A 22,156-nucleotide genomic window follows, 5' to 3' on the forward strand; every position below is an offset into this window, starting at 1 on the left:
GATCACTTATTCAGGTACTGGTCAATCTGTGCCACCGTTGCATCTTTCAGCAGTACTTTCTTGTCTTTATCCAATAGATACAGGGTAGGTATCGCTTTCAGGTCATACAGATTTTTTTCCTTTATAATGAGTTTTTTATCATACCCGTTTATCCATTCTTTGGGGAAATCCGGTAGGTGTCTTTCCCATTCTTCCTTATCTTCATCCGGATAAATAGCCAGTATCTTTAGACTTCCTGCTGCAAACTCCTTGTTGATGGCAGGCGCCTGTTTCAGTGCTTCTATGCCTTCTTCACAAGCATGACATCCCGGATTGTTGATAAACAGCAGCGTATATTTTGCTTTCACTCCGTAGAGCGTACCGCTTTTTCCGGACAGCAGTGTATAGGTGAAATCTTCTGCCGGCCTTCCGATACGATTCTGTTCAGCCAGTTCCCGGCGTCCTTGCGGAAGTATTTTCTCCGTATCATTCAATACTTTACTTTCCAGCATGGCGTCCAGTACCGGAATGTAAAATTCTTCATTCCGCATCGGAGAATTCGGATCATACAGATATTTTTCTGCTAAGTCCGTATAATAGAAGAATACGACTTTCTTCTGATCTGCCATCTTATACATTTGCTTTATGGCAGCTATCGCAGTAGTGTCCGGCACTATCTTCAGGATATCTATAAAGTCCACCCATGCTTGTTCCGTAACATCCGGAAGGTTGATATAAGTGGTATCGGTAAAATCCATATTGTCCCAATAGTGCCGTACCAGATAGTCCGCACGCAATTCGGGAGTGTTCAGCATGGCTGGTATAAGGGGGAGCGTGAATTTTTTTACGGTGTCTGCCTGGACTGCCGTTTCCTTGTTGTCGTTCGCTTTCCGGCTGCCGCATGAGGCACACAGGATCAGGAATAGGAGGAAAATGTTGAGAGAAGTTTTCATAATTCAACTACTTATATAATGTATTGAGAGACAAAGATAATGCAAATGTTTTAATTACCATTTGTTAAGTATCAGCAAATTTATGAAGCCTACCTTTGCCCCGCTTTTTTAAAAACAATGAGATATGCAAAGGGATAATTTGGACTTCAAAAACATGAGTGTGAGTAAGTTGTTTACAAAACAACTCTTTCCCACGTTGCTGGGTATGGTGTCATCCGCATTGTTCACTGTTGTCGACGGGATATTTGTAGGACGCGGAATAGGTAGTGATGCCATTGCCGCGGTGAATATTGCGGCGCCTATTTTTATGATAGCGGCCGGGTTGGGACTGATGTTCGGTATGGGTGGAGGAATTCTTGCTTCCATTAATCTGTCTCGTGGCAAATTGGTGGTCGCTAATATCAATGTCACGCAGTCAATCGTCATGCTGACGATTGTCAGTATCATTATGGGAATACTATTGACAGTGTTCCCCGAAACTGTAGTAACCTTATTAGGAGCCGAAGGGCATCTGACGGAATTGTCAGCGGAATATCTGTTTTGGTTCTCCATATCCATTCCGTCCACGGTCTTACTGGTGGCATTGCCGTTCTTTGTACGCCTGACGAATCCTAACTTTGCCATGTGGGCTATGCTGGCGGCTACTGTTGTCAATATCTTGCTCGATTATATCTTTATCTTTATTTTTGAGTGGGGATTGTTCGGTGCTGCTATCGCCACTGATTTGGGAGAATTGGTGGGGACACTTTTACTCTTGGGTTATCTGCTTCGTCCCTCCGTATCGGTTCGGTTTGCCAGGTTGAAGATGAGTATCAAGAGCATCCGCCTGACACTGAGGAATACATGGTATATGCTGAAACTGGGTGTTTCATCCTGTTTGAGTGAAATAACGATTGCTGTCATGGCTATTGCAGGCAATTATGTGTTTATGAGCCATCTCGGAACGGATGGGGTAGCGGCTTATAGCATTGTCTGCTATCTGTTCCCTATTATTTTCATGGTGTTTAACGCTATGGTTCAGTCGGCACAACCCATTGTCAGTTACAATTATGGTTGCGGACAGTTATTGCGCTCCAATAAAGCGTTGCGTTTATGCATTATTTCCGCCGTTGTGTTTGCTTTGGTGATTAGTGGAGTGTTTGTCTGTTTCTCCGGTGATATCGTTTCTCTGTTCTTGCCGGACCGGACAAGTCATGCCTGGCAGTATGCGGTTGCCGGTCTGCCCCTGTTTGCTATCGATTACATTTTTTTCGGGATAAATGTAATCACAATAGGGTATTATACCAGTATTGAACGTATTAACTTGGCAATGAGGCTTACGTTGCTGCGTGGCATATTGCCGGTCTTGTTCTTCTTCGTACTTCCTGCATGGTTGGGAGTGACGGGCATCTGGCTTGCTGTGGCGGCAGGAGATATTACTACAACAATCCTTATTGTGTTGTGCAGAAAGAAAGTTTAGTATGGCTGTACCTATGAATTATTTTCAATACATTTGCATACAAAAAATACATTTATCATGAAACGCAACTCTTTCTTATTATTTGTAGCGATTCTCTTCACTTCGGTTTCAGTTTCTTTTGCCCAAAAGAAACTCTCCATCCTTGGAGACTCTTATTCTACATATTACGGTTATGTCACTCCCGACACCAACCTCTGTTGGTATGGCGTACCGGAAGAAAAGAGAGAGAATGATGTGAAGCGGGTGGAGGATACCTGGTGGTATCTTCTTATCAATGAGCACGGTTATCAGATGGAGCGTAATAATTCCTATTCCGGTTCAACCGTTTGCCACACCGGTTATGAGAAAGCGGATTACTCGGATCGTTCCTTCGTAACGCGTATGGACAACCTGGGTAATCCTGATGTTCTCCTGGTCTTTGGCGGTACGAACGACAGTTGGGCGAAAGCCCCTGTCGGCAGCTACCAGTATGCAGATTGGACTAAAGCCGATCTTTACAGCTTCCGTCCTGCCTTCTGCCGACTGATGGACTATCTGACTAAGCGCTATCCGGATACCCGAATCTATAATATCACGAACACCGAACTGTCGGAAGATGTAACCACTTCTATGGATGAAATCTGCCGCCATTACGGAGTAACCAATATCCGCCTGCGTGATATTGACAAACAGTGGGGGCATCCCTCCATAAAAGGAATGAAGAGCATTTGCGAACAGGTTTGGGATAAAATCGGAAAGCAAGATTAGGGTATGAGATGAGAATTATCCGGTGCCAAAATCAGTAACCATAAGTTAGTAACCATGAGAGATAGAATAATAAACTACATTCTACTGTTGATGTTTTGTATTCCTGTTTACTCTCAATCTTATATATTCCGCGGAGTGTCCGGTACAGAAGGACTTTCAGATTTGGTAATCAGTACCCTTTACAAAGACTCCTGTGGATATGTCTGGATGGGAACGGCTACTTCGGTAGAACGTTTTGATGGGGTACATTTGAAACATTATCCGATATATGCATCCAGTGAAAGATGGAAGTGGGTAAATGCCATTATTGAAACATCAGGAAATCAGTTATGGGTAGGAACTGATGGAGGATTTTGGCAGATAGGTCAGGATAGAGTGGATCGCGTTGCTCCTGATGTGATAAGAAACGGAGTTCGCTCCATTGTGAAGGATGATAAAGACACCTTATATATTGGTAGCGAAACTGGGTTGCATATATATAAGGATGGAAAAATAGAAACAGTATTGCTGGAAAACAATTCCTTCTCTTCCGCCAATTTCATTGTCGGACTGCACCTGGAAGGCGAACGGTTGTGGCTCATAACCAGAAATGGGCTGTATTCAATGAATCTGAAAGATAGGAAACCGGTTCATTATGCAAATAACCTGACAGAGAAAGAAGCATTGTTTTCTTATCGGAATATAACCCGTATAGACTCCACACTCTATTTGGGAACTATGGAACATGGTATTCTGAGTTTTGATATCCGTACACACGAATTCCAGCATTATGTAGATGTGGGGTGCAATATTATCAGGTCTTTGTCTTGTGACGGGAAAGGTGTATTATATGTAGGTACTGATGGAAATGGTGTGCATTTCATTTCTACAAAGCAGAATAAGATCATCCGTTCGTTTGGTTACAATCCTGAAAATGGAAAAGGACTGCGTTCTAATTCCGTATATTCGCTTCTTGTTGATCGTGATGGATTGATATGGGTAGGGTTATGCCAGTTGGGATTGGACTATACAGTCTATCAGAGCGGACTCTTTTCTATTTATAGTACTCCTTATTTTACTTCGAAAGACATTCCGGTTCGCACCATATTCATCGGTAAAGAAGAGAAACTGATTGGTTCCCGCAATGGATTATTCTACATTGACGAACGCAACGGTCACGCTATCAAGTATTCTTCCCCGCAATTACGTTCCAGTATTATATCCTGTAGTTACGCTTTGCAAGGTAAGGTCTACATCGGTACATACGGTGGTGGAATGTATGTGTTTGATAGGGAAACAAAGAAAATAGACGATTTTGAGCCGGGAAGACCAATGCCTTTTGTGAACGGTCATATATTTTGTATTACTGCCGACAAGGATAATAATTTATGGATAGGGACATCCAATGGGGTTTACCGTTATAAGGACGGGAAGTTATCGAAACATTTTTCCAGTGATAATTCGCATTTGCCGGAAGGGAATATCTATGTGATCTACTTTGATTCCACCCTTAAAGGATGGATATGTACAGAAAATGGCATCTGTATATGGGACCCTCTTTCCGACTCTATGAAGACAGGTGTCTTCCCTGAGGGATTTGTGGATAAAGAGAAAATATGTGGGATGTATGAAGATTCGGACCATCAACTTTATTTTTTGCCGTACAAGGGAGATGTCTTTATTTCAGATGTATCCATGAGCCGTTTCCGGAAGATGCAGGCTAATACCCCTTTGGAAGGGAAAGATGCAATGTTCATGATAGAAGATAAGGAAGGGTGGCTATGGATAGCAACGAATAACGGATTGTACCGGTATGATAAGAAAGATACTTTTATTCCTTATAGTTTTGCGGATGGAATACCGGGACCGGTATTTCTGGCCTGTAATCCGGTGATAGATGAGAGTGGGGTGATATGGTTTGGGAATGCCAGAGGACTGATTGGCTTATCGGTTGATTGGAAAAATGAAGAGAACAAGTTGGATTATAAAACAGTCATCTCTGCTGTTCATGTGAATGGGCAGGAAGTGTCCGGGGCAGGTCTGACCTTTAAAGATGGGGTAAGAGAGTTGTCATTGGATGCTTCGCAGAATAATGTAACTATTTACTTTTCCGGATTTACCTTTACCGATCCTGCTTATATGGCTTATGAATATCAGATGGAAGGAGTGGATAAAGATTGGCGGGTTCTGACAGGAAAATCTGAAGTCACTTATTATGATTTGTCTTCGGGTAATTACCTTTTTAAGGTTCGGCGTATGGGGAATCCTAAGTCCGAAACATGCCTGCGTATTCATATGCAGATATCCGTAAACTGGTATGGCTATGGAATTACTTTGGCGGTAATCATACTGGCGGCTTTAGCAGCTTATTATTTGTGGAAAAGGAAGTTACAGAATAAGGAAACTGCCCGTTTTTTGCGTGTACCTGAAGAACTCCGGATATCCGGTAAGGGGATGGAGGACGCTGATTTATCAATGGAGGAAAAATACAAAACCAGTAATTTCTCCGAAGAAGAATGTAAGCGTCTGACGGAAAAACTGAAGAAAGTAATGCGGGAAGAGAAGCCGTATACTAATCCTGAACTAAAGATTGCGGATTTGGCTTCGATCATTGGAGTTCCTTCTTATACTTTGTCTTATTTGTTTAATCAATACCTGAAGCGAAATTATTATGACTATATCAATGATTACCGTATTGCCGAGTTTAAATCTCTGGTGAGTAAGGGTGAACACACAAGATACACATTGAATGCTTTGATGGAGTTGTGCGGGTTTAGCTCGCGAACTTCTTTCTTCCGTTATTTTAAGAAAGTAAATGGCATTACTCCGAGTGAATATATCAAGAGCCTGGAGGATACTCAAAAGTAAAATAAAATAGTTTTTCTCTCTTCCTGCGTCTCATATAATAAATTGAGACGCTTCTTCTTCTATTGCTAATTTATTGTTTGATAGTCTGTTATCTGTATACTTTGTCCGCCTCTATAGAGTGGAATATATAGGAGGTGAAGATGAGGCTTTTTTTGATTTTCGCGCTCTATATTTGCAGCATAAAGTTAATCAAAAATATATGGAAATGAGAAATACAGTGATAACTTCCGACCGATTGATAGCCGATTCCTACATAGCCTATCACCACTTGGTATATCTTTATATATATCGTAAAGTGAATAATAAAGCAGAAGCGGAAGACTTGTCACAAGATGTATTCCTTCGTTTGATGGATTATAATCAGATGCTTTGCAAAGAAACAATCAGGTCCTTTATTTTTATCATTGCCAGTAATCTGGTGAATGATTTCTTTCGCCGTTTTTATAGAATTCAGGCTCTTACACCTTATATATATGAATATACGATGGCACGTACTGATGATGTGGAAAGCCGTGTGATTGCTAATGACTTATTGTCTCGCGAGAAGTATAAGTTGAGTTTGCTTCCGCCACAGCGTAAAACGGTTTATGCGATGAACCGCTTTGAGGGTAAGACGGTCCGGGAAATTTCACAAAAGCTCAATCTTTCGCAGCGTACGGTTGAAAATCATTTGTTCATCAGCCGTAAGGAAGTGCGCGAGTACATAAAACAATGCATCTAATTAGATAATATCAATAGTGTTAATTTTAAATTTATAAATTATGAAGAGTGAATTTTTGAAATTCTCGTCGAAAAGAATCTTGTTCTCTACGGTGGTGACTTCTGTCCTCATGGCGGGTAGTCCTCTGGAGGTATTTGCGGCGGATGCCACTGAAGTGCAGGCTGTGATGCAAACCGGTACTGTTACCGGTCGGGTGGTGGATGCCAATGGCGAGCCTGTAATCGGTGCCAGCATCTTGGTAAAAGGAACGGGAACCGGTATAATTACGGATATAAATGGTGATTTTACAGTGAGTGCATCGCCTAATGCCACTTTGGTAGTATCTTTTGTGGGATATAAAACGCAAGAAATATCCCTTAGCGGTAAAAAGAATATTAAAATCATTCTGCAAGAGGATTCTGAACTGTTGGACGAAGTGGTGGTCGTGGGGTATGGTACTCAGAAGAAAGCTACATTGACCGGTGCGGTTGCATCGGTAAGTGGGGATGTGTTGGAGAGCCGTCCGGTATCAAATACTGCTATTGGGTTACAGGGACAGATTCCGGGCTTGACCATTACGCGTACTTCGGCCCGCCCGGGTGATGAAGATATGACTATTCAGTTGCGTGGTGCTTCTTCTACCAATAAGGTAGAGCCACTGGTAATTATTGATGGAGTTCCTGCTATCAGCAATACGGAATTCAGCTCGTTGAATCCCAATGACATTGAGAATGTATCGGTACTGAAAGATGCATCGGCAGCCATCTATGGAGCACGTGCGGCAGGTGGTGTTATTTTGGTGACGACGAAAAAAGGAAAGAAGGGTGACAAACTGAGAATTTCGTATAATGGGATGGTTACAGCCAATACTCCCGCCAATATGATACCGCTGGCAGGCATGAGAGATTTTGCTTCGACCATGGCAGAGGCTTCTTACCAGGACTTTGTAGAATCAGATGGGAATGGCGGGGAAGTCATTACACAACGTTACGTCAACGGACAAACCTGGAATAATGTATTGGCAGTAGGTGGCAAGACACCCCATGCAGGTGTCAGTTTTGATGATACCAATCTGCTGGTAATTGATAAAATGGCACTTGGAGATCCATTTACTTATGTGGATACTAATAATCTGATACATTATTATGAGTCAAATAACTGGTTGGATTTACTTTATGGTACCACCTGGAGCACTCAGCACAATATCGGTATTCAGGGTTCCAGCGAACGTGCACGCTGGTCGGCATCTTTGGGATATGCTGATGACCGTTCTGTTATTATAGCTACAGACGACGGTATCAAAAAATACAATGCACGTATGAATGCGGACTATGATATTACTAAGTGGCTGGTATTCAATATGAATATTTCTTATAGCAATCGTTATAAAGACAGCCCGCTCGATGGGCTTGATGGTAACAACTCTGGTATGTATGATGCGCCTGCGGCACCGGCCTATACTCCTTCCGGAAATTATTATGATTTCTATGTTTGCGGGCGTTCTCCCTTATCGGCTATGCAGGCCGGTGGACGGGCAAAACAAGAATTTGAGACATTCCGTTATTCCAATACGTTGACAGCTCAGCTGACCAAGGACCTGAAAGCAACCGGTTCTATGTCGTTCATTAAGAATAATAATGTGCAAACTGAGTATAAGACAACATATTATGTAGGAGCACCTTATGCCGTAAATATAGAAAAGAACGGAAATGGAGAGGTGATAGGATATGACGTGAATGAGCAGTTGAATGTAGTCAATGCAGGGACAAAGAGCTATGCGCAGGAACGTAGCCAGCGCACTTTCTATGAAAATTACTCCTTGCAACTGGATTACAATCATACATTCGGCAATGTGCATAATGTAGCTGCCATGGTTGGTGCCAATGCTGAGAAGAGAACCTACAAGAACGTGACGGCCAAGCGTACGGATTTGCTATACGACGGTTTGTTTGACCTGAATACCGGATCGGCAGGATCAACGAACCAGACAGTAACCGGCGGCTCTAATGCGCAAGGATATATATCCTATCTGACCCGTTTGAATTACAATTATGCAGGGAAATATATGATTGAGGCTTTGGGACGTCGCGACGGTACTTCTAAATTTCATGTAGACTACCGTTGGTGTAACTTTGGTGCCGCCAGTGTAGGATGGAGAATCTCTGAAGAGAATTTTGTGAAGAAGAATGTAAAATGGCTGGATAATCTGAAATTGCGTGCTTCTTATGGTGTCACAGGTGGTGCGGTGAGCGAATTGGGCAACTATGACTATCTGTCTGCCATCACGCTGAGTACTTACTACTTCAACGGTGGTCAGGAACAAATTGCTTATCTTTCTAAAATGACCGACTACTCACGTACCTGGGAGAAATTGCAAAATCTGAATATCGGTGTTGACTTTGCCCTGTTTGGTAACCGCCTGACCGGTAGCTTCGATTGGTATCAGAAGAAGAACAATAATATGCTGGTTTCCCTTACCTATCCGGATGTATTGGGAACAAATCCGGCAGCCACTAACGATGCAAAACTCCGTGTGAAAGGTTGGGAAGCCGTAATTGGTTGGAACGACCGTGTAGGAAAAGTGGATTATTGGGTAAATGCTTCTTTGAGTGACGCCCGTTCCATGGTGGTGGATTATGCAGGAACAGATACCTGGACAGCGGGGCTGGTGAAAGTACGCGAAGGTTATCCGTTGAATTCATTGTTCGTTTACAAGACTGACGGTTATTTTACCTCGTATGATGAGATTGCTGATTACTACAGGCAATATGCCGGAAACAGTGCCTTGGCGAAAGTAGCGCAAAGCAGTGCAAACACTCATCTGCGTCCGGGCGACCGTAAGAAGGTATTGATTCTTGATCCTGACAATGACACGACAAATGGAAAAGGGAATACCGGAGCCGGAGACGTTTATCACTATGGCGATTCGGACCCTCACTTCAACTTCGGTCTCAATGCGGGAGCCAGATGGAATAACTTCGATTTTTCTTTATTTGTGCAAGGAGTGGGAAAACGTAACATTCTGCGTGATACTGGTATGAACACATGTGCTTTCTATGTTAACTATACCAATATCCTGACCACTCACCTTGATACATGGACTTGGGACAATCAGAATGCTGAGTATGCCCGTCTTTCTTTGCAGCAGGATAAGAATAAATGGAATGTAGACAACAATGATACTGCCATTCAGAACGCATGGTATGCCCGTCTTAAAAACATTACTGTCGGTTACACCATTCCTTCTTCCATCACAAGTAAATGGAAGATAGAGAAACTGAGATTTTATTTCTCGGGCGATAACGTAGCGGAAATCACAGGTCTGTCGGACGGATATGATCCGGAAAAGGGAACCAGTGCAAGAACCACCCTTCCTTTCAGCCGTAGTTGGACGCTCGGTGTTGATTTGACTTTCTAATTATTAACTGAAAAATTAAAGAACATGAAAAAGATATTATTTGCGATGACTGCAACCGCCATAGTGTTGTGCGCGACTTCTTGCTCGGATTATTTTCTGGATCTGACTCCTACCGACCAGCAAACTGAAGCCAACTACTACAAAAGTGCGAAGGAATTTGAAGTGGCAGCCAAAAGTACTTACAGCTTTTACGGATTCAAAGATATGTCGGAGACGGTCAACGGGACTAAATATACCAGAACCTTCTATGACATCATGGATAATAACTCCGACATCATCAGCGGGGTACATTCCATAGCGGCCGGCACGCAGGCTGCATCTACAAACGATACTTACTGGTCATTGTGCTATGCTAAAATCCGTAAGTGTAACGTTGTTATCGAAAAGGGTGATGAATATAGCGGTACGGATGATATCAGTGCCTCACTTGCCATAGCCCGCTTCTTTCGTGCCTACCAGTATTTCTATTTACTTCAGCGATTTGGCGGTGTCCCCATCATTACAGAGTCTCTTTCATCCACTTCCAGTGAACTGTATGCCCCTCGCAACTCGCGTTATGAGGTTGTGAAGTTGATATTGGACGATCTGAATTATGCGATTCTGCACCTTTCGGATGAGGCTGATTATGACGGCAAAGTGAGCCGGCAAGGTGCACAGGCCTTTAAGGCACGGGTGCTGCTGTTCGAAGGTACATGGGAGAAATATGTAGGTGCCACCACTGATGGGAATGGAACTTCGGAGGGAGCCGGAAGCAGCAAACCTTCCGATTATCCAAGTGTGGAAAGCATGCTGACCGAAGCGGCTTCACTGGCCAATGAAATCATTGTATCCGGAAAGTATGAATTGTGGAATGCCAAAGGTACGGTGTATGAAAGCATTGCCTATAACTACCTTTTCAATTTGGAGGATGAGGATACGAATCCGATGGGTTTCAAGAAAGATAAGAACCATGAGTTTATTCTCCAGATTGCTTATAACCATGATAATAACCGCATTGCCAAAAATGTCACCAAGTCTTTTGGAGGTGATAATAATCAGGCCAGTGCCATCACCATCAAGATGATGAATATGTTCCCTTGCACCACGGATGGTTTGCCCTATCTGTATTCAAAGGACTACAACGGGTACGATAAACTGACGGATATTTTCGATAACCGCGACTCGCGCCTGACCTCATGCGTCAAAAGGCCGGGAGATACCTATTATTTCATGGGATCGAACGGTGCGGATCGAACTACTTATGCCAAAGCCGATTATGTGACGGTCTTTGATTTCCCTTCGGCATGTACTCCTTATTATCCCATCGTTCTTAATGCCGGGTATACGGGCTTTCAGAATCGCAAGATGTGCTCGGAACGTAAGGATTATAGAGATGAGGATGAAGGCTATAACTATCCTGTACTTCGTTTGGCAGAAGTTTATCTGATATATGCGGAAGCCAAATGTGAACTGGGGAATGGTGCCATCTCTGATGAAGATCTGGATAAATCTATCAATCTGCTGCATGATCGTGCCGGATCTGCCCGCATCAGTAATGCATCCGTGGCACAAGCCAATGCCAACTATCTGGCCAATACCGGTAAAGCCGGAAATATGACGGTGCTGGAACTTATTCGTAATGAGCGGGCTGTAGAATTACGCAATGAAAATTTGCGCCCTTATGATTTGCTGCGTTGGGGAATTGCCGAAGAAGCATTGAACACTAACCGTTCGGGCATTGTAGTGAAGAATCCTGACGGAACAGATACGGAGTTGGTAACATTCAGCTATGAAGGAGGTGGAAATACTCAGGCCTTATACTCTTCGGCTGCCGCCGTATATGGTTTTGAAACATTGGAAGATGGCTCAAAGGCACTGATTATCAACGATAAGTCTCAGTTCAATATGCAACGTAAAAATTATCTGTATCCGATTCCTTTGTCACAGATTCAGCTGAACCCGGCTTTGTTGCAGAATCCTGGATATTGATAGAAGAGTAGTTTACCGCTAAAGAAAATATACATGGTAAATGCTTGACCGATAAAACAGAAATACTCAAAAAGTAACGTCTCCTGAGTACTTTTGAGTATTTCTGTTCATGTAATTGTAATTAGTGCAAATAGAACATATATAGTATGAACGTTATTAGAAAAATCATTTTCCTGACTGCGCTGTGTAGTGTGGTAAGTGGTCTGTGTGCCCAGAATATATCAATTTCTACCATTAAAACCTCCTTGGTACTTTCGGCTCCGGTCGGGGAGGAATTGAAATATATATATTATGGCAGTAAACTGTCGGAGGCGGATTTCCGGGCAATCAACAGTGCTGAGAAAGGTAATTTATCCGTTTATCCGGTCTATGGCTTGAATTGTCCGTCTGAAACTGCTCTGGCCGTACAGCACAGCGATGGCAGTATGGCGCTTCGCCTGGAAGTGGTGAACGTAGAAACCAGTCGGCAGAAAGATGCTGACCTGACAATCATATCCTTGAAAGACAAAGTATACCCCTTTTATGTAAAGGTCTGCTATAAAGCCTATCAGGATGTGGATATCATAGAAACATGGATCGAACTCAGCCATCAGGAAAAAAAGAACGTGACACTCAATCAGTTTGCTTCCGCTTATCTGCCCATCCGGCGGGGAAATGTATGGTTGTCTCATCTTTACGGAGCCTGGGCCAATGAAGGGCGCTTGTTGCAAGAGCCTTTGGAGCCGGGGATGAAAGTCATAAAGAACAGAGATGGAGTACGCAATTCACATACGGCACATGCTGAGATCATGTTTTCGCTTGATGGGCAACCTGTTGAGAATAGCGGGCGTGTCATTGGTGCGGCATTGTGTTATAGTGGGAACTACAAATTGCGCATCGACACGGACGACAGCGAATACCATCATTTTTATGCCGGTATCAATGAAGACAATTCGACATACCACCTGAAGCCGGGTGAAGTGTTCAGGACTCCTGAACTGGCTTTGACTTATAGTGATGAAGGACTGAGCGGAAGCAGCCGTAATTTCCACCGCTGGGCCAGGCTGCATAAACTGGCCAACGGGACAAAGCTCCGCAAGATACTCCTGAACAGTTGGGAAGGAGTTTATTTCAAGATCAATGAGACTGGAATGAGTCAGATGATGTCGGATATCGCCTCTTTGGGCGGTGAATTGTTTGTGATGGACGATGGATGGTTCGGTGACAAGTATCCACGCAGAACAGACCGGTCTTCTTTGGGAGATTGGGTCGTTGATAAGGAAAAACTGCCTTCGGGTATCGGGGGATTGATTGATGAGGCTAAGAAACAGGGCATTAAGTTCGGCATCTGGATTGAACCGGAAATGGTGAATACCACCAGTGAACTGTATGAAAAACATCCGGACTGGGTGATCCGGGCTCCCGGGCATGAATTGGTTACAGGCAGAGGCGGAACGCAGGTGGTGCTCGACTTGTCCAATCCTAAGGTGCAGGATTTTATTTTTGGTATAGTGGATAATCTGATGACAAAACATCCGGAAATAGATTACATCAAATGGGATGCGAATATGCCTATCATGAATCATGGCTCCGGTTATCTGGATAAGGGAGAGCAGAGCCATCTGTATATAGCCTACCATCGGGGTTTCGAGTCAATTTGTAAGCGTATACGCAGCAAATATCCCGACCTGACCATCCAGGCCTGCGCTCAGGGCGGTGGCAGGGCGAACTATGGAGTACTACCCTATTTTGACGAGTTTTGGGTGAGCGATAATACCGATGCTTTGCAACGTGTGTATATGCAGTGGGGAACTTCTTATTTCTTTCCGGCCATAGCAATGGCTTCGCATATCAGCGCTACCCCTAATCATCAGACTTTCCGTACTATTCCACTGAAATTCCGTATTGATGTGGCTATGAGCGGACGTTTGGGAATGGAAATACAGCCCAAGGACATGACCGGTGAAGAAAAGGAACTTTGCAGGAAAGCCATAGCCGAGTATAAGGAAATACGTCCGGTAGTTCAATTGGGAGATATTTATAGGCTGGTATCACCTTATGATAAGTTGGGCGTAGCCTCGTTGATGTACACATCTCCGGAAAAAGATAAGGCTGTTTTTTATTGGTGGAAGACTGAACATTTCCGCAACCAACATTTACCGCGTGTGAAGATGGCGGGGTTGAATCCGCAAGGTAAATATCGTATCCGTGAACTGAACCGCATTGACAATCAGCCATTAAGTTTTGAAGGACAGATATTCAGTGGAGCATATTTAATGGCAAACGGTCTGGAAATTCCTTACGATCATTTGGTGGATAGAAACAAGAAAAGTGATTATTCCAGCAGAATACTTTATCTGGTAGAAGTGAACGTTTCAGATGTGAACAAATAACGTAAGTTCAGTACACGTCACTTTTTTTGAAGCACCCTTCCACACCGCTGCGTCCCTTTATTCATCGGGCATAGCGTGTGGAAGGGTGTTCTTTTTGCTGACTTATCTCGTTACGAGCCGCTCCCGGCTGACTCCATAATATCCTGCCGCCGGCACATATATCGGTTGCGTCTTCCTTCCTATATTTTCTATCTTTCCTTCCGCATTCAGCCGTTTCAGGTGCTCCGCAGCTTTCGACCGCATAAAGCCGCATATACGCTGGAAATCGGCACGTGTCATCAGTTGGTGTTCTGCAAAATACGCTTTCAGCCGCATATCTATCTCTACATCGGACAGTTTACCGGAGTGCCCGCTGTGCCTGAAGTTTTTCAGTTTCACGTTGCCCACCTCGTCCTTCAGCGCACGGTCGGCACGGAACTTGATACCTTTCAATCTCACCTTTTCATTTTTCCGGTCCGTCTCCCTCGTGATTCCTTTTTCACTTTTCAGTGTGGGGTAGAAATAGCCGATACCATCCAGATGTACTTGCCGCCCTTCCGATAATTCCTCGCCCATCACATGAGAAAGCGCGTCGAGCACCGCCGACACATCAGTTTCAGTCAGCGAGCTGCGTTTCTGTATTTTTCGGCGGATTTCGTCGGTTCCTACTTTTCCATTGAGGGTGATGCGTGCATGGATTGTTGTTTTCTCAGTTTCGTCCGTTTCATTGTTCGGTACCGGAGTCTCATACCATTCAAAAAGTATTGCCATTGCTTGTCGTTTTACAATTGATGATGCAAATGTACCATATATATAAGGGAAGAGCAAATTTTGAACGGACCATTCATATCGTTTGATTATAGTCGGCAGGTTTGCTGATTGCAATCAACAAGCTTGCTGACAGTAATCAGTAAGCCTGCTGACTATAATCAAACGCTGCGGATGCCTTATGCAAAAGACGATGATCTCATATGTGAAATCACAACAATATATACCTGCTTTACTAGCGCTGATTAGTTGAACGGATTTCTCTGAAACGTTTGCAAACAGGCCTTTTATGATGCTAACTTCGTAGCATTAATCACTAAAATAGTAACAGAATTATGAAGACAAAATTAATGCGATTCATTACCTCTTTTTTGGAGAGTTGGAGAGACGAAAAAAAAGTGCTGGCAAATCAGCCGGAATCTATTGTGGAGCACACGGATATTACCGTTGCACGTTCCACAAACCATCCTGTTGCGGAACGTGTAAAGACCGTGCCGGTTAGTCTGACGGATCAGGTAAACCGCTTCCTGCAATCTACCTACGATTTTCGTTATAATTTGCTGACGGAAGAAACCGAATACCGTCCGGCAGATGGGAGAGGAGAACCTTTTGCACCTGTGGGCAGGCGGGAACTGAATTCTTTCTGCCTCGAAGCGCATGCACGGGGCATTGCCTGTTGGGATAAAGACATCAGTCGTTATCTCTATTCTACCAGTGTACCCGGTTATCATCCTTTCCTTCTGTATCTGGACGAACTTCCGGCCTGGGATGGTATTGACCGTCTCGAAGCATTGGCGCACCGTGTTTCTTCTGATCCATTGTGGATAAAACACTTCCATATATGGCTGCTTGCCCTTACTGCGCAATGGCTGGGCATAACGGGAAAGCATGCTAACAGTGTGGCTCCTATCCTTATCAGTACGGAACAAGGCTGTTTGAAATCTACCTTTTGCAAGAGTTTAATGCCTGAAACCCTGTCACGTTACTATTCGGATGAAGTGGAGTTGACTTCAAAAGGAAACGTTACCCGCAAAATGTCGGAAATGGGTCTGCTGAATCTCGACGAGTTCGATAAATATCCCGCTTCTAAAATGCCTTTGCTGAAGAATCTGATGCAGATGGCGGAGCTGAACCTTTGTAAAGCCTATCAGAGAAACTATCGCAACCTGCCGCGTATCGCCTCTTTCATAGGCACAAGCAACCGTTTCGATTTATTATCCGATCCTACGGGAAGCCGGCGTTTTCTTTGTGTGGAAGTGAAGGGGAAGATAGATTGTTCCCGCATTGTGCACAAACAAATCTATGCCCAGTTGAAGCAGGAGCTTCTGAAGGGTGCCCGATATTGGTTTACGGCAGAAGAAGAACATGAATTGAAGGAGCATAATAAGATGTTTCAGCGTCGCAGCATAATGGAAGAAGTGCTTTATGCCTGTTTCCGTCCTGCCACAGCCGAAGATCGGGATGAAATGGTGCAACGCCTTTCCGCGGCAGACATTTTCAAGGTTTTGAAGAGACAGAATCCGGCCGCCATGCGGGGAGTTAATTCGAATGCGTTTGCCCAATTGTTGGCGCCATTGGGATTTTCCCGCTCACGTAGCCGTTATGGGAATTATTATGCGGTCATTTCTTTGTCCGAAAATATCCCTTCCACCCGCTAACCCCGATGAATCGGGCGTTTCGGTAGTGTGGAAGGGTAGGGATACTCGCTATGAATATGGCAAAAGCTGGTTTGACTGAGGAAAACAAGAATAGGTACTCAACGGTTTTTAGAGAATATTTTTTTGATGAAATTCGAAACAAATGAATGCTTTTGTTGTTGAATGTGAAAAAAAACGTATCTTTGCAACTGAACACGTGACATGTGATATCTTTCATGGTTTACATGTCCTCTTCCGATGCCAGTAAAATGTGGAAATTTAGCAGCTGTCGGATGAGCGTAGCCTGTATCAGTTATTGGTACGGGCTTACTCTTCCTTTGCTGCGGGTTCCACATACCTACTGACGGGGAAGAAGTAAGACCCCGTACTTTTATAATATAAACCATTATAGCCGTATAGGGTTGATTTGAAACTTATTTAATCAAACACTATATGGCTAATTGGCTTTCTATACAAGCAGCTGCCGAAAAATACGGCGTAACTGAGGAGTTAATCCGGGAAAGGATTCGGCTCAATTATTTGACAATCTCTTCTTTAAGGAGGGATCCTTTTGAAGATCCGGACCCGCTGGTGGATACTGAAGAACTCGATAGAGCTCTTGAATTAAAATCGATACAATCCTATCCTGATGATGAAACTATTGAGCGAATTCCGAGAGGGCATTTAGACTGGATTTACCAGGAGAATTCCCGATTAGCAAAAAGGAATGATGATCTGCGGGAGGAGAATTATTTGCATGTTCAGTGGGAGGCTAAGCTAAAAGCTGATTTAGATAAAATGATAGAGCTTACCGATCGTTTGAACTCGTTGCACCAGAAAATAGTGGAAGACTATAAGTCTACGCTCAGTAGCCGATTTGAATTTTGGCCTTCTTTCTGGCATTTACTCTTCTCCAAAAAGAAATAAAGACCTAACTTGATAACTAATACCTCATCTAACCAGTATATATTGTTTTTTTAATCCTTTTCATCTTGTGAGTACGGAGTTTCGTGAGGAGCTCCGTCTTTTTTTTTGTATGCCCTCCCTTTCTATTTCTATCCATTTCTCCTCCTCCCGGGAGGAGGAGTACCCCGTAGGGGGGGAGGTGGTAGGTGAGCTCATCTTTCTTTTCTTACCTGTCAGCCCCTTCTTCCCCTGTTTTTTTCTTTTCCTCGTACCCGCATATCCCTATTTTCCCTCTTTCCCGCCTCCGTCTACGCGCACATGTTACGCGCACGTATATATATAATGTATCCCCTTCCACCCCCTTTCATACTTCCTTTCAAATTTATGTTCTACAACATCCTTATCAATCAGCCAGTTACAAAATTGTTTCAGAAATATGGTGAAAAAGTGATAGATATATTTGGATTGAATCGTAATATGCCCTACTTTTGCATCCGCTTTCCGAGAGACGGTAAGCCTTGAAATTGACATTCTGACAGAAACGGCGTAGGAACTCCAACGTTTTTTTTTTCTTTTGCCTTAATTCCGACCAAGAATACAGCATTCTAAAAGAAAAAAGAAAAAAACTTCCGGAAACATTTGGAAGATATGTGATAAAGTTCTTACCTTTGCACCCGCTTTCCGAACGAAGGCAATCGATAATTGACTTGCTGATTAAGAAACCGGTGTTGTTGAGAACTCCTTTCTCTTTCCTCTTTTATCTCCCTTTCGCAAAGAGAGACGACGAGAAAAAGAAAAAAGAAAAAAAACTTCTGAAATTATTTGGAAGATATACTTAAAAGTTCTTACCTTTGCATCCGCTTTCTGAAAAGAAAAGCAGTTTAAAAAAAGAAGCGATCTTTGAAGAATTTACATAAACAATACAAGTAGTACAAGAGCAGAATGCTACAGTGGTTAGTAATGAATAATTAATAACCGAACGTACATTCTGGGTATAAAAAAAGAACCGTCAAGTAACTTATATATATAGGTAATTTGAAGACTTTTAATAAACCGAGCGTCCTGAACAGAGCAAAATCACTAGTATTCGTACTAGTAATAACAATACTTTTACAATGAAGAGTTTGATCCTGGCTCAGGATGAACGCTAGCTACAGGCTTAACACATGCAAGTCGAGGGGCAGCATGACCTAGCAATAGGTTGATGGCGACCGGCGCACGGGTGAGTAACACGTATCCAACCTACCGGTTATTCCGGGATAGCCTTTCGAAAGAAAGATTAATACCGGATAGCATAACGAGAAGGCATCTTCTTGTTATTAAAGAATTTCGATAACCGATGGGGATGCGTTCCATTAGTTTGTTGGCGGGGTAACGGCCCACCAAGACATCGATGGATAGGGGTTCTGAGAGGAAGGTCCCCCACATTGGAACTGAGACACGGTCCAAACTCCTACGGGAGGCAGCAGTGAGGAATATTGGTCAATGGACGAGAGTCTGAACCAGCCAAGTAGCGTGAAGGATGACTGCCCTATGGGTTGTAAACTTCTTTTATATGGGAATAAAGTGCAGTATGTATACTGTTTTGTATGTACCATACGAATAAGGATCGGCTAACTCCGTGCCAGCAGCCGCGGTAATACGGAGGATCCGAGCGTTATCCGGATTTATTGGGTTTAAAGGGAGCGTAGGCGGACTATTAAGTCAGCTGTGAAAGTTTGCGGCTCAACCGTAAAATTGCAGTTGATACTGGTCGTCTTGAGTGCAGTAGAGGTAGGCGGAATTCGTGGTGTAGCGGTGAAATGCTTAGATATCACGAAGAACTCCGATTGCGAAGGCAGCTTACTGGACTGTAACTGACGCTGATGCTCGAAAGTGTGGGTATCAAACAGGATTAGATACCCTGGTAGTCCACACAGTAAACGATGAATACTCGCTGTTTGCGATATACAGCAAGCGGCCAAGCGAAAGCATTAAGTATTCCACCTGGGGAGTACGCCGGCAACGGTGAAACTCAAAGGAATTGACGGGGGCCCGCACAAGCGGAGGAACATGTGGTTTAATTCGATGATACGCGAGGAACCTTACCCGGGCTTAAATTGCAACTGAATATAGTGGAAACATTATAGCCGCAAGGCAGTTGTGAAGGTGCTGCATGGTTGTCGTCAGCTCGTGCCGTGAGGTGTCGGCTTAAGTGCCATAACGAGCGCAACCCTTATCTTTAGTTACTAACAGGTTATGCTGAGGACTCTAGAGAGACTGCCGTCGTAAGATGTGAGGAAGGTGGGGATGACGTCAAATCAGCACGGCCCTTACGTCCGGGGCTACACACGTGTTACAATGGGGGGTACAGAAGGCAGCTACACAGCGATGTGATGCTAATCCCAAAAGCCTCTCTCAGTTCGGATTGGAGTCTGCAACCCGACTCCATGAAGCTGGATTCGCTAGTAATCGCGCATCAGCCACGGCGCGGTGAATACGTTCCCGGGCCTTGTACACACCGCCCGTCAAGCCATGAAAGCCGGGGGTACCTGAAGTCCGTAACCGTAAGGAGCGGCCTAGGGTAAAACTGGTAATTGGGGCTAAGTCGTAACAAGGTAGCCGTACCGGAAGGTGCGGCTGGAACACCTCCTTTCTGGAGCGACGCTCACGAAGATTAGAAGTCGGTTCTTTTCGTATGCTTCCATGAGAACCTCTTGCACTACGCGTACTTGTTTATATAATATATATTGAGAAAGAAGAAGCCGAGCCGCAAGGCGAGGTTGAACTCGACAGTCCTATAGCTCAGTTGGTTAGAGCGCTACACTGATAATGTAGAGGTCGGCAGTTCAACTCTGCCTGGGACTACGCAGTTGGTAATCTATTGGTTGCTTACTTCGGGGGATTAGCTCAGCTGGCTAGAGCACCTGCTTTGCACGCAGGGGGTCAACGGTTCGAATCCGTTATTCTCCACTCTTGAGAATAGGATAGACTTTAGTCAATCCTAACTTCGACTGGTCGAAGTTTTTCTCATACGATCTTTGACATGATGTACAAAAAAAAGTAAAGTTATAACAAGCTGAAAGTATATATCGAGCCATACGGCTAGGTAAGACTAAAAGTAAGTAAGGGCGCATGGCGGATGCCTTGGCTCTCGGAGGCGATGAAGGACGTGATAAGCTGCGATAAGCTGCGGGTAGGTGCAAATGACCTTTGATCCGCGGATTTCCGAATGGGACAACCCAATATCTTGAAGAGATATTATCCATCTTTTGATGGAGGCGAACGCAGGGAACTGAAACATCTTAGTACCTGTAGGAATAGAAAATAAATAATGATTCCCCTAGTAGTGGCGAGCGAACGGGGAATAGCCCAAACCATATGTGTTACGGCATGTATGGGGTTGTAGGACCACGTCATGGGACGACAGTTAGTGAGTAGAATGATCTGGAAAGTTCAGTCATAGACGGTGATAACCCGGTATACGAAGCTAATTTAACCCTAGTGGTATCCTGAGTAGCGCGGGACACGAGGAATCTTGCGTGAATCTGCCGGGACCATCCGGTAAGGCTAAATACTCCCGAGAGACCGATAGCGAACCAGTACTGTGAAGGAAAGGTGAAAAGCACTTCGAACAGAAGAGTGAAATAGTCCCTGAAACCATGCGCCTACAAGCGGTCGGAGCAGTGTAAACTGTGACGGCGTGCCTTTTGCATAATGAACCTACGAGTTACTTTTTCCGGCAAGGTTAAGGGTCTTGAGACCTGCAGCCGAAGCGAAAGCGAGTCTTAATAGGGCGGATAGTCGGAAGGAGTAGACGCGAAACCAAGTGATCTACCCTTGGCCAGGTTGAAGGACAGGTAACACTGTCTGGAGGACCGAACCGATAAGCGTTGAAAAGCTTCCGGATGAGCTGAGGGTGGGGGTGAAAGGCTAATCAAACTTGGAGATAGCTCGTACTCCCCGAAATGCATTTAGGTGCAGCCTTGATTTATACTAATATGAGGTAGAGCGACTGATAAGATGCGAGGGCTTCGCCGCCTATCAAGTCTTGACAAACTCCGAATGCGTATTAGTTCTATATCAGGAGTGAGGGCATGGGTGCTAAGGTCCATGTCCTAAAGGAGAACAATCCGGACCATCAGCTAAGGTCCCCAAATAATTGCTAAGTTGATCTAACGAAGTCAGATTGCTAAGACAGCTAGGATGTTGGCTTGGAAGCAGCCATTCATTTAAAGAGTGCGTAACAGCTCACTAGTCGAGGAGTTTGGCGTGGATAATAATCGGGCATAAGCAATTTACCGAAGCTATGGGATGTGCAAACATCGGTAGGGGAGCATTCCACTCTGCGTTGAAGGTGAAGCGTAAGCTTTGCTGGAGCGTGTGGAAAAGCAAATGTAGGTATAAGTAACGATAAAGGGGGTGAGAAACCCCCTCGCCGAAA

Annotated in this window: 11 protein-coding genes, 2 tRNA genes and 2 rRNA genes (1 of these 15 only partly in view); 13 read left to right on the forward strand and 2 right to left on the reverse strand. The window is 44.1% G+C overall.

Annotated features, from left to right (window positions below; genetic code table 11):
- Positions 1-2: 2 nt before the first annotated feature.
- Positions 3-932: a DUF5106 domain-containing protein gene (locus tag K6V21_RS08825; protein WP_224321522.1), complete on the reverse strand. Its 930-nt coding sequence runs from the start codon at positions 930-932 to the stop codon at positions 3-5.
- Between the two features lie 124 nt (positions 933-1,056).
- On the opposite strand from K6V21_RS08825, the gene K6V21_RS08830 reads away from it, so the two are divergent.
- From K6V21_RS08830 to K6V21_RS08860, 7 genes are all read left to right on the forward strand, one after another.
- Positions 1,057-2,391, forward strand: a complete 1,335-nt coding sequence (locus tag K6V21_RS08830; protein ID WP_224321523.1) for an MATE family efflux transporter — start codon at positions 1,057-1,059, stop codon at positions 2,389-2,391.
- 57 nt (positions 2,392-2,448) lie between these two features.
- Complete coding sequence (locus K6V21_RS08835; protein WP_224321524.1) at positions 2,449-3,138, forward strand: SGNH/GDSL hydrolase family protein; 690 nt, start codon at positions 2,449-2,451, stop codon at positions 3,136-3,138.
- 54 nt (positions 3,139-3,192) lie between these two features.
- A complete protein-coding gene (locus K6V21_RS08840; RefSeq protein ID WP_224321525.1) occupies positions 3,193-5,985 on the forward strand; it encodes a two-component regulator propeller domain-containing protein in 2,793 nt (930 codons plus the stop codon).
- A gap of 205 nt (positions 5,986-6,190) precedes the next feature.
- Positions 6,191-6,706, forward strand: a complete 516-nt coding sequence (locus K6V21_RS08845) for a sigma-70 family RNA polymerase sigma factor (protein WP_224322019.1) — start codon at positions 6,191-6,193, stop codon at positions 6,704-6,706.
- Between the two features lie 40 nt (positions 6,707-6,746).
- Positions 6,747-10,103 (forward strand): SusC/RagA family TonB-linked outer membrane protein, encoded by a 3,357-nt coding sequence (locus tag K6V21_RS08850; RefSeq protein WP_224321526.1) that lies wholly within the window; start codon positions 6,747-6,749, stop codon positions 10,101-10,103.
- 24 nt (positions 10,104-10,127) lie between these two features.
- Positions 10,128-12,071, forward strand: a complete 1,944-nt coding sequence (locus K6V21_RS08855; protein WP_224321527.1) for a RagB/SusD family nutrient uptake outer membrane protein — start codon at positions 10,128-10,130, stop codon at positions 12,069-12,071.
- A 146-nt stretch (positions 12,072-12,217) separates the two neighbouring features.
- Positions 12,218-14,443, forward strand: coding sequence for an alpha-galactosidase (locus K6V21_RS08860; RefSeq protein ID WP_224321528.1), 2,226 nt, complete (start codon positions 12,218-12,220; stop codon positions 14,441-14,443).
- Between the two features lie 102 nt (positions 14,444-14,545).
- Here K6V21_RS08860 and K6V21_RS08865 read toward each other — a convergent pair whose 3' ends face one another.
- Positions 14,546-15,193 carry an HU family DNA-binding protein gene (locus K6V21_RS08865; RefSeq protein ID WP_044272238.1) on the reverse strand — a complete coding sequence of 216 codons (648 nt, stop codon included), beginning with the start codon at positions 15,191-15,193 and terminating at the stop codon, positions 14,546-14,548.
- A 332-nt stretch (positions 15,194-15,525) separates the two neighbouring features.
- Here K6V21_RS08865 and K6V21_RS08870 point away from each other — a divergent pair, with 332 nt between their 5' ends.
- From K6V21_RS08870 to K6V21_RS08895, 6 genes are all read left to right on the forward strand, one after another.
- Positions 15,526-16,848 carry a VapE domain-containing protein gene (locus K6V21_RS08870; protein WP_410490267.1) on the forward strand — a complete coding sequence of 441 codons (1,323 nt, stop codon included), beginning with the start codon at positions 15,526-15,528 and terminating at the stop codon, positions 16,846-16,848.
- A gap of 432 nt (positions 16,849-17,280) precedes the next feature.
- A complete protein-coding gene (locus tag K6V21_RS08875; RefSeq protein WP_224321529.1) occupies positions 17,281-17,754 on the forward strand; it encodes a hypothetical protein in 474 nt (157 codons plus the stop codon).
- A gap of 1,091 nt (positions 17,755-18,845) precedes the next feature.
- Positions 18,846-20,368 (forward strand): 16S ribosomal RNA (locus tag K6V21_RS08880).
- A gap of 138 nt (positions 20,369-20,506) precedes the next feature.
- A tRNA-Ile gene (locus K6V21_RS08885) sits at positions 20,507-20,580 on the forward strand.
- A 31-nt stretch (positions 20,581-20,611) separates the two neighbouring features.
- Positions 20,612-20,685: transfer RNA gene (locus tag K6V21_RS08890), tRNA-Ala, on the forward strand.
- A 142-nt stretch (positions 20,686-20,827) separates the two neighbouring features.
- Positions 20,828-22,156: ribosomal RNA gene (locus K6V21_RS08895) — 23S ribosomal RNA — on the forward strand; it runs 1,554 nt beyond the window's last position.
- Together the 16S and 23S rRNA genes with 2 tRNA genes alongside form the textbook arrangement of a ribosomal RNA operon.

This window comes from Bacteroides cellulosilyticus, from assembly GCF_020091405.1.
Classification (GTDB): Bacteria; Bacteroidota; Bacteroidia; order Bacteroidales; family Bacteroidaceae; genus Bacteroides.

Bases quoted from the DNA above. Each gene is read 5' to 3' on its own strand.
- K6V21_RS08825 (WP_224321522.1), bottom strand. From the start codon at position 932: ATGAAAACTTCTCTCAACATTTTCCTCCTATTCCTGATCCTGTGTGCC.
- K6V21_RS08830 (WP_224321523.1), top strand. From the start codon at position 1,057: ATGCAAAGGGATAATTTGGACTTCAAAAACATGAGTGTGAGTAAGTTG.
- K6V21_RS08835 (WP_224321524.1), top strand. From the start codon at position 2,449: ATGAAACGCAACTCTTTCTTATTATTTGTAGCGATTCTCTTCACTTCG.
- K6V21_RS08840 (WP_224321525.1), top strand. From the start codon at position 3,193: ATGAGAGATAGAATAATAAACTACATTCTACTGTTGATGTTTTGTATT.
- K6V21_RS08845 (WP_224322019.1), top strand. From the start codon at position 6,191: ATGAGAAATACAGTGATAACTTCCGACCGATTGATAGCCGATTCCTAC.
- K6V21_RS08850 (WP_224321526.1), top strand. From the start codon at position 6,747: ATGAAGAGTGAATTTTTGAAATTCTCGTCGAAAAGAATCTTGTTCTCT.
- K6V21_RS08855 (WP_224321527.1), top strand. From the start codon at position 10,128: ATGAAAAAGATATTATTTGCGATGACTGCAACCGCCATAGTGTTGTGC.
- K6V21_RS08860 (WP_224321528.1), top strand. From the start codon at position 12,218: ATGAACGTTATTAGAAAAATCATTTTCCTGACTGCGCTGTGTAGTGTG.
- K6V21_RS08865 (WP_044272238.1), bottom strand. From the start codon at position 15,193: ATGGCAATACTTTTTGAATGGTATGAGACTCCGGTACCGAACAATGAA.
- K6V21_RS08870 (WP_410490267.1), top strand. From the start codon at position 15,526: ATGAAGACAAAATTAATGCGATTCATTACCTCTTTTTTGGAGAGTTGG.
- K6V21_RS08875 (WP_224321529.1), top strand. From the start codon at position 17,281: ATGGCTAATTGGCTTTCTATACAAGCAGCTGCCGAAAAATACGGCGTA.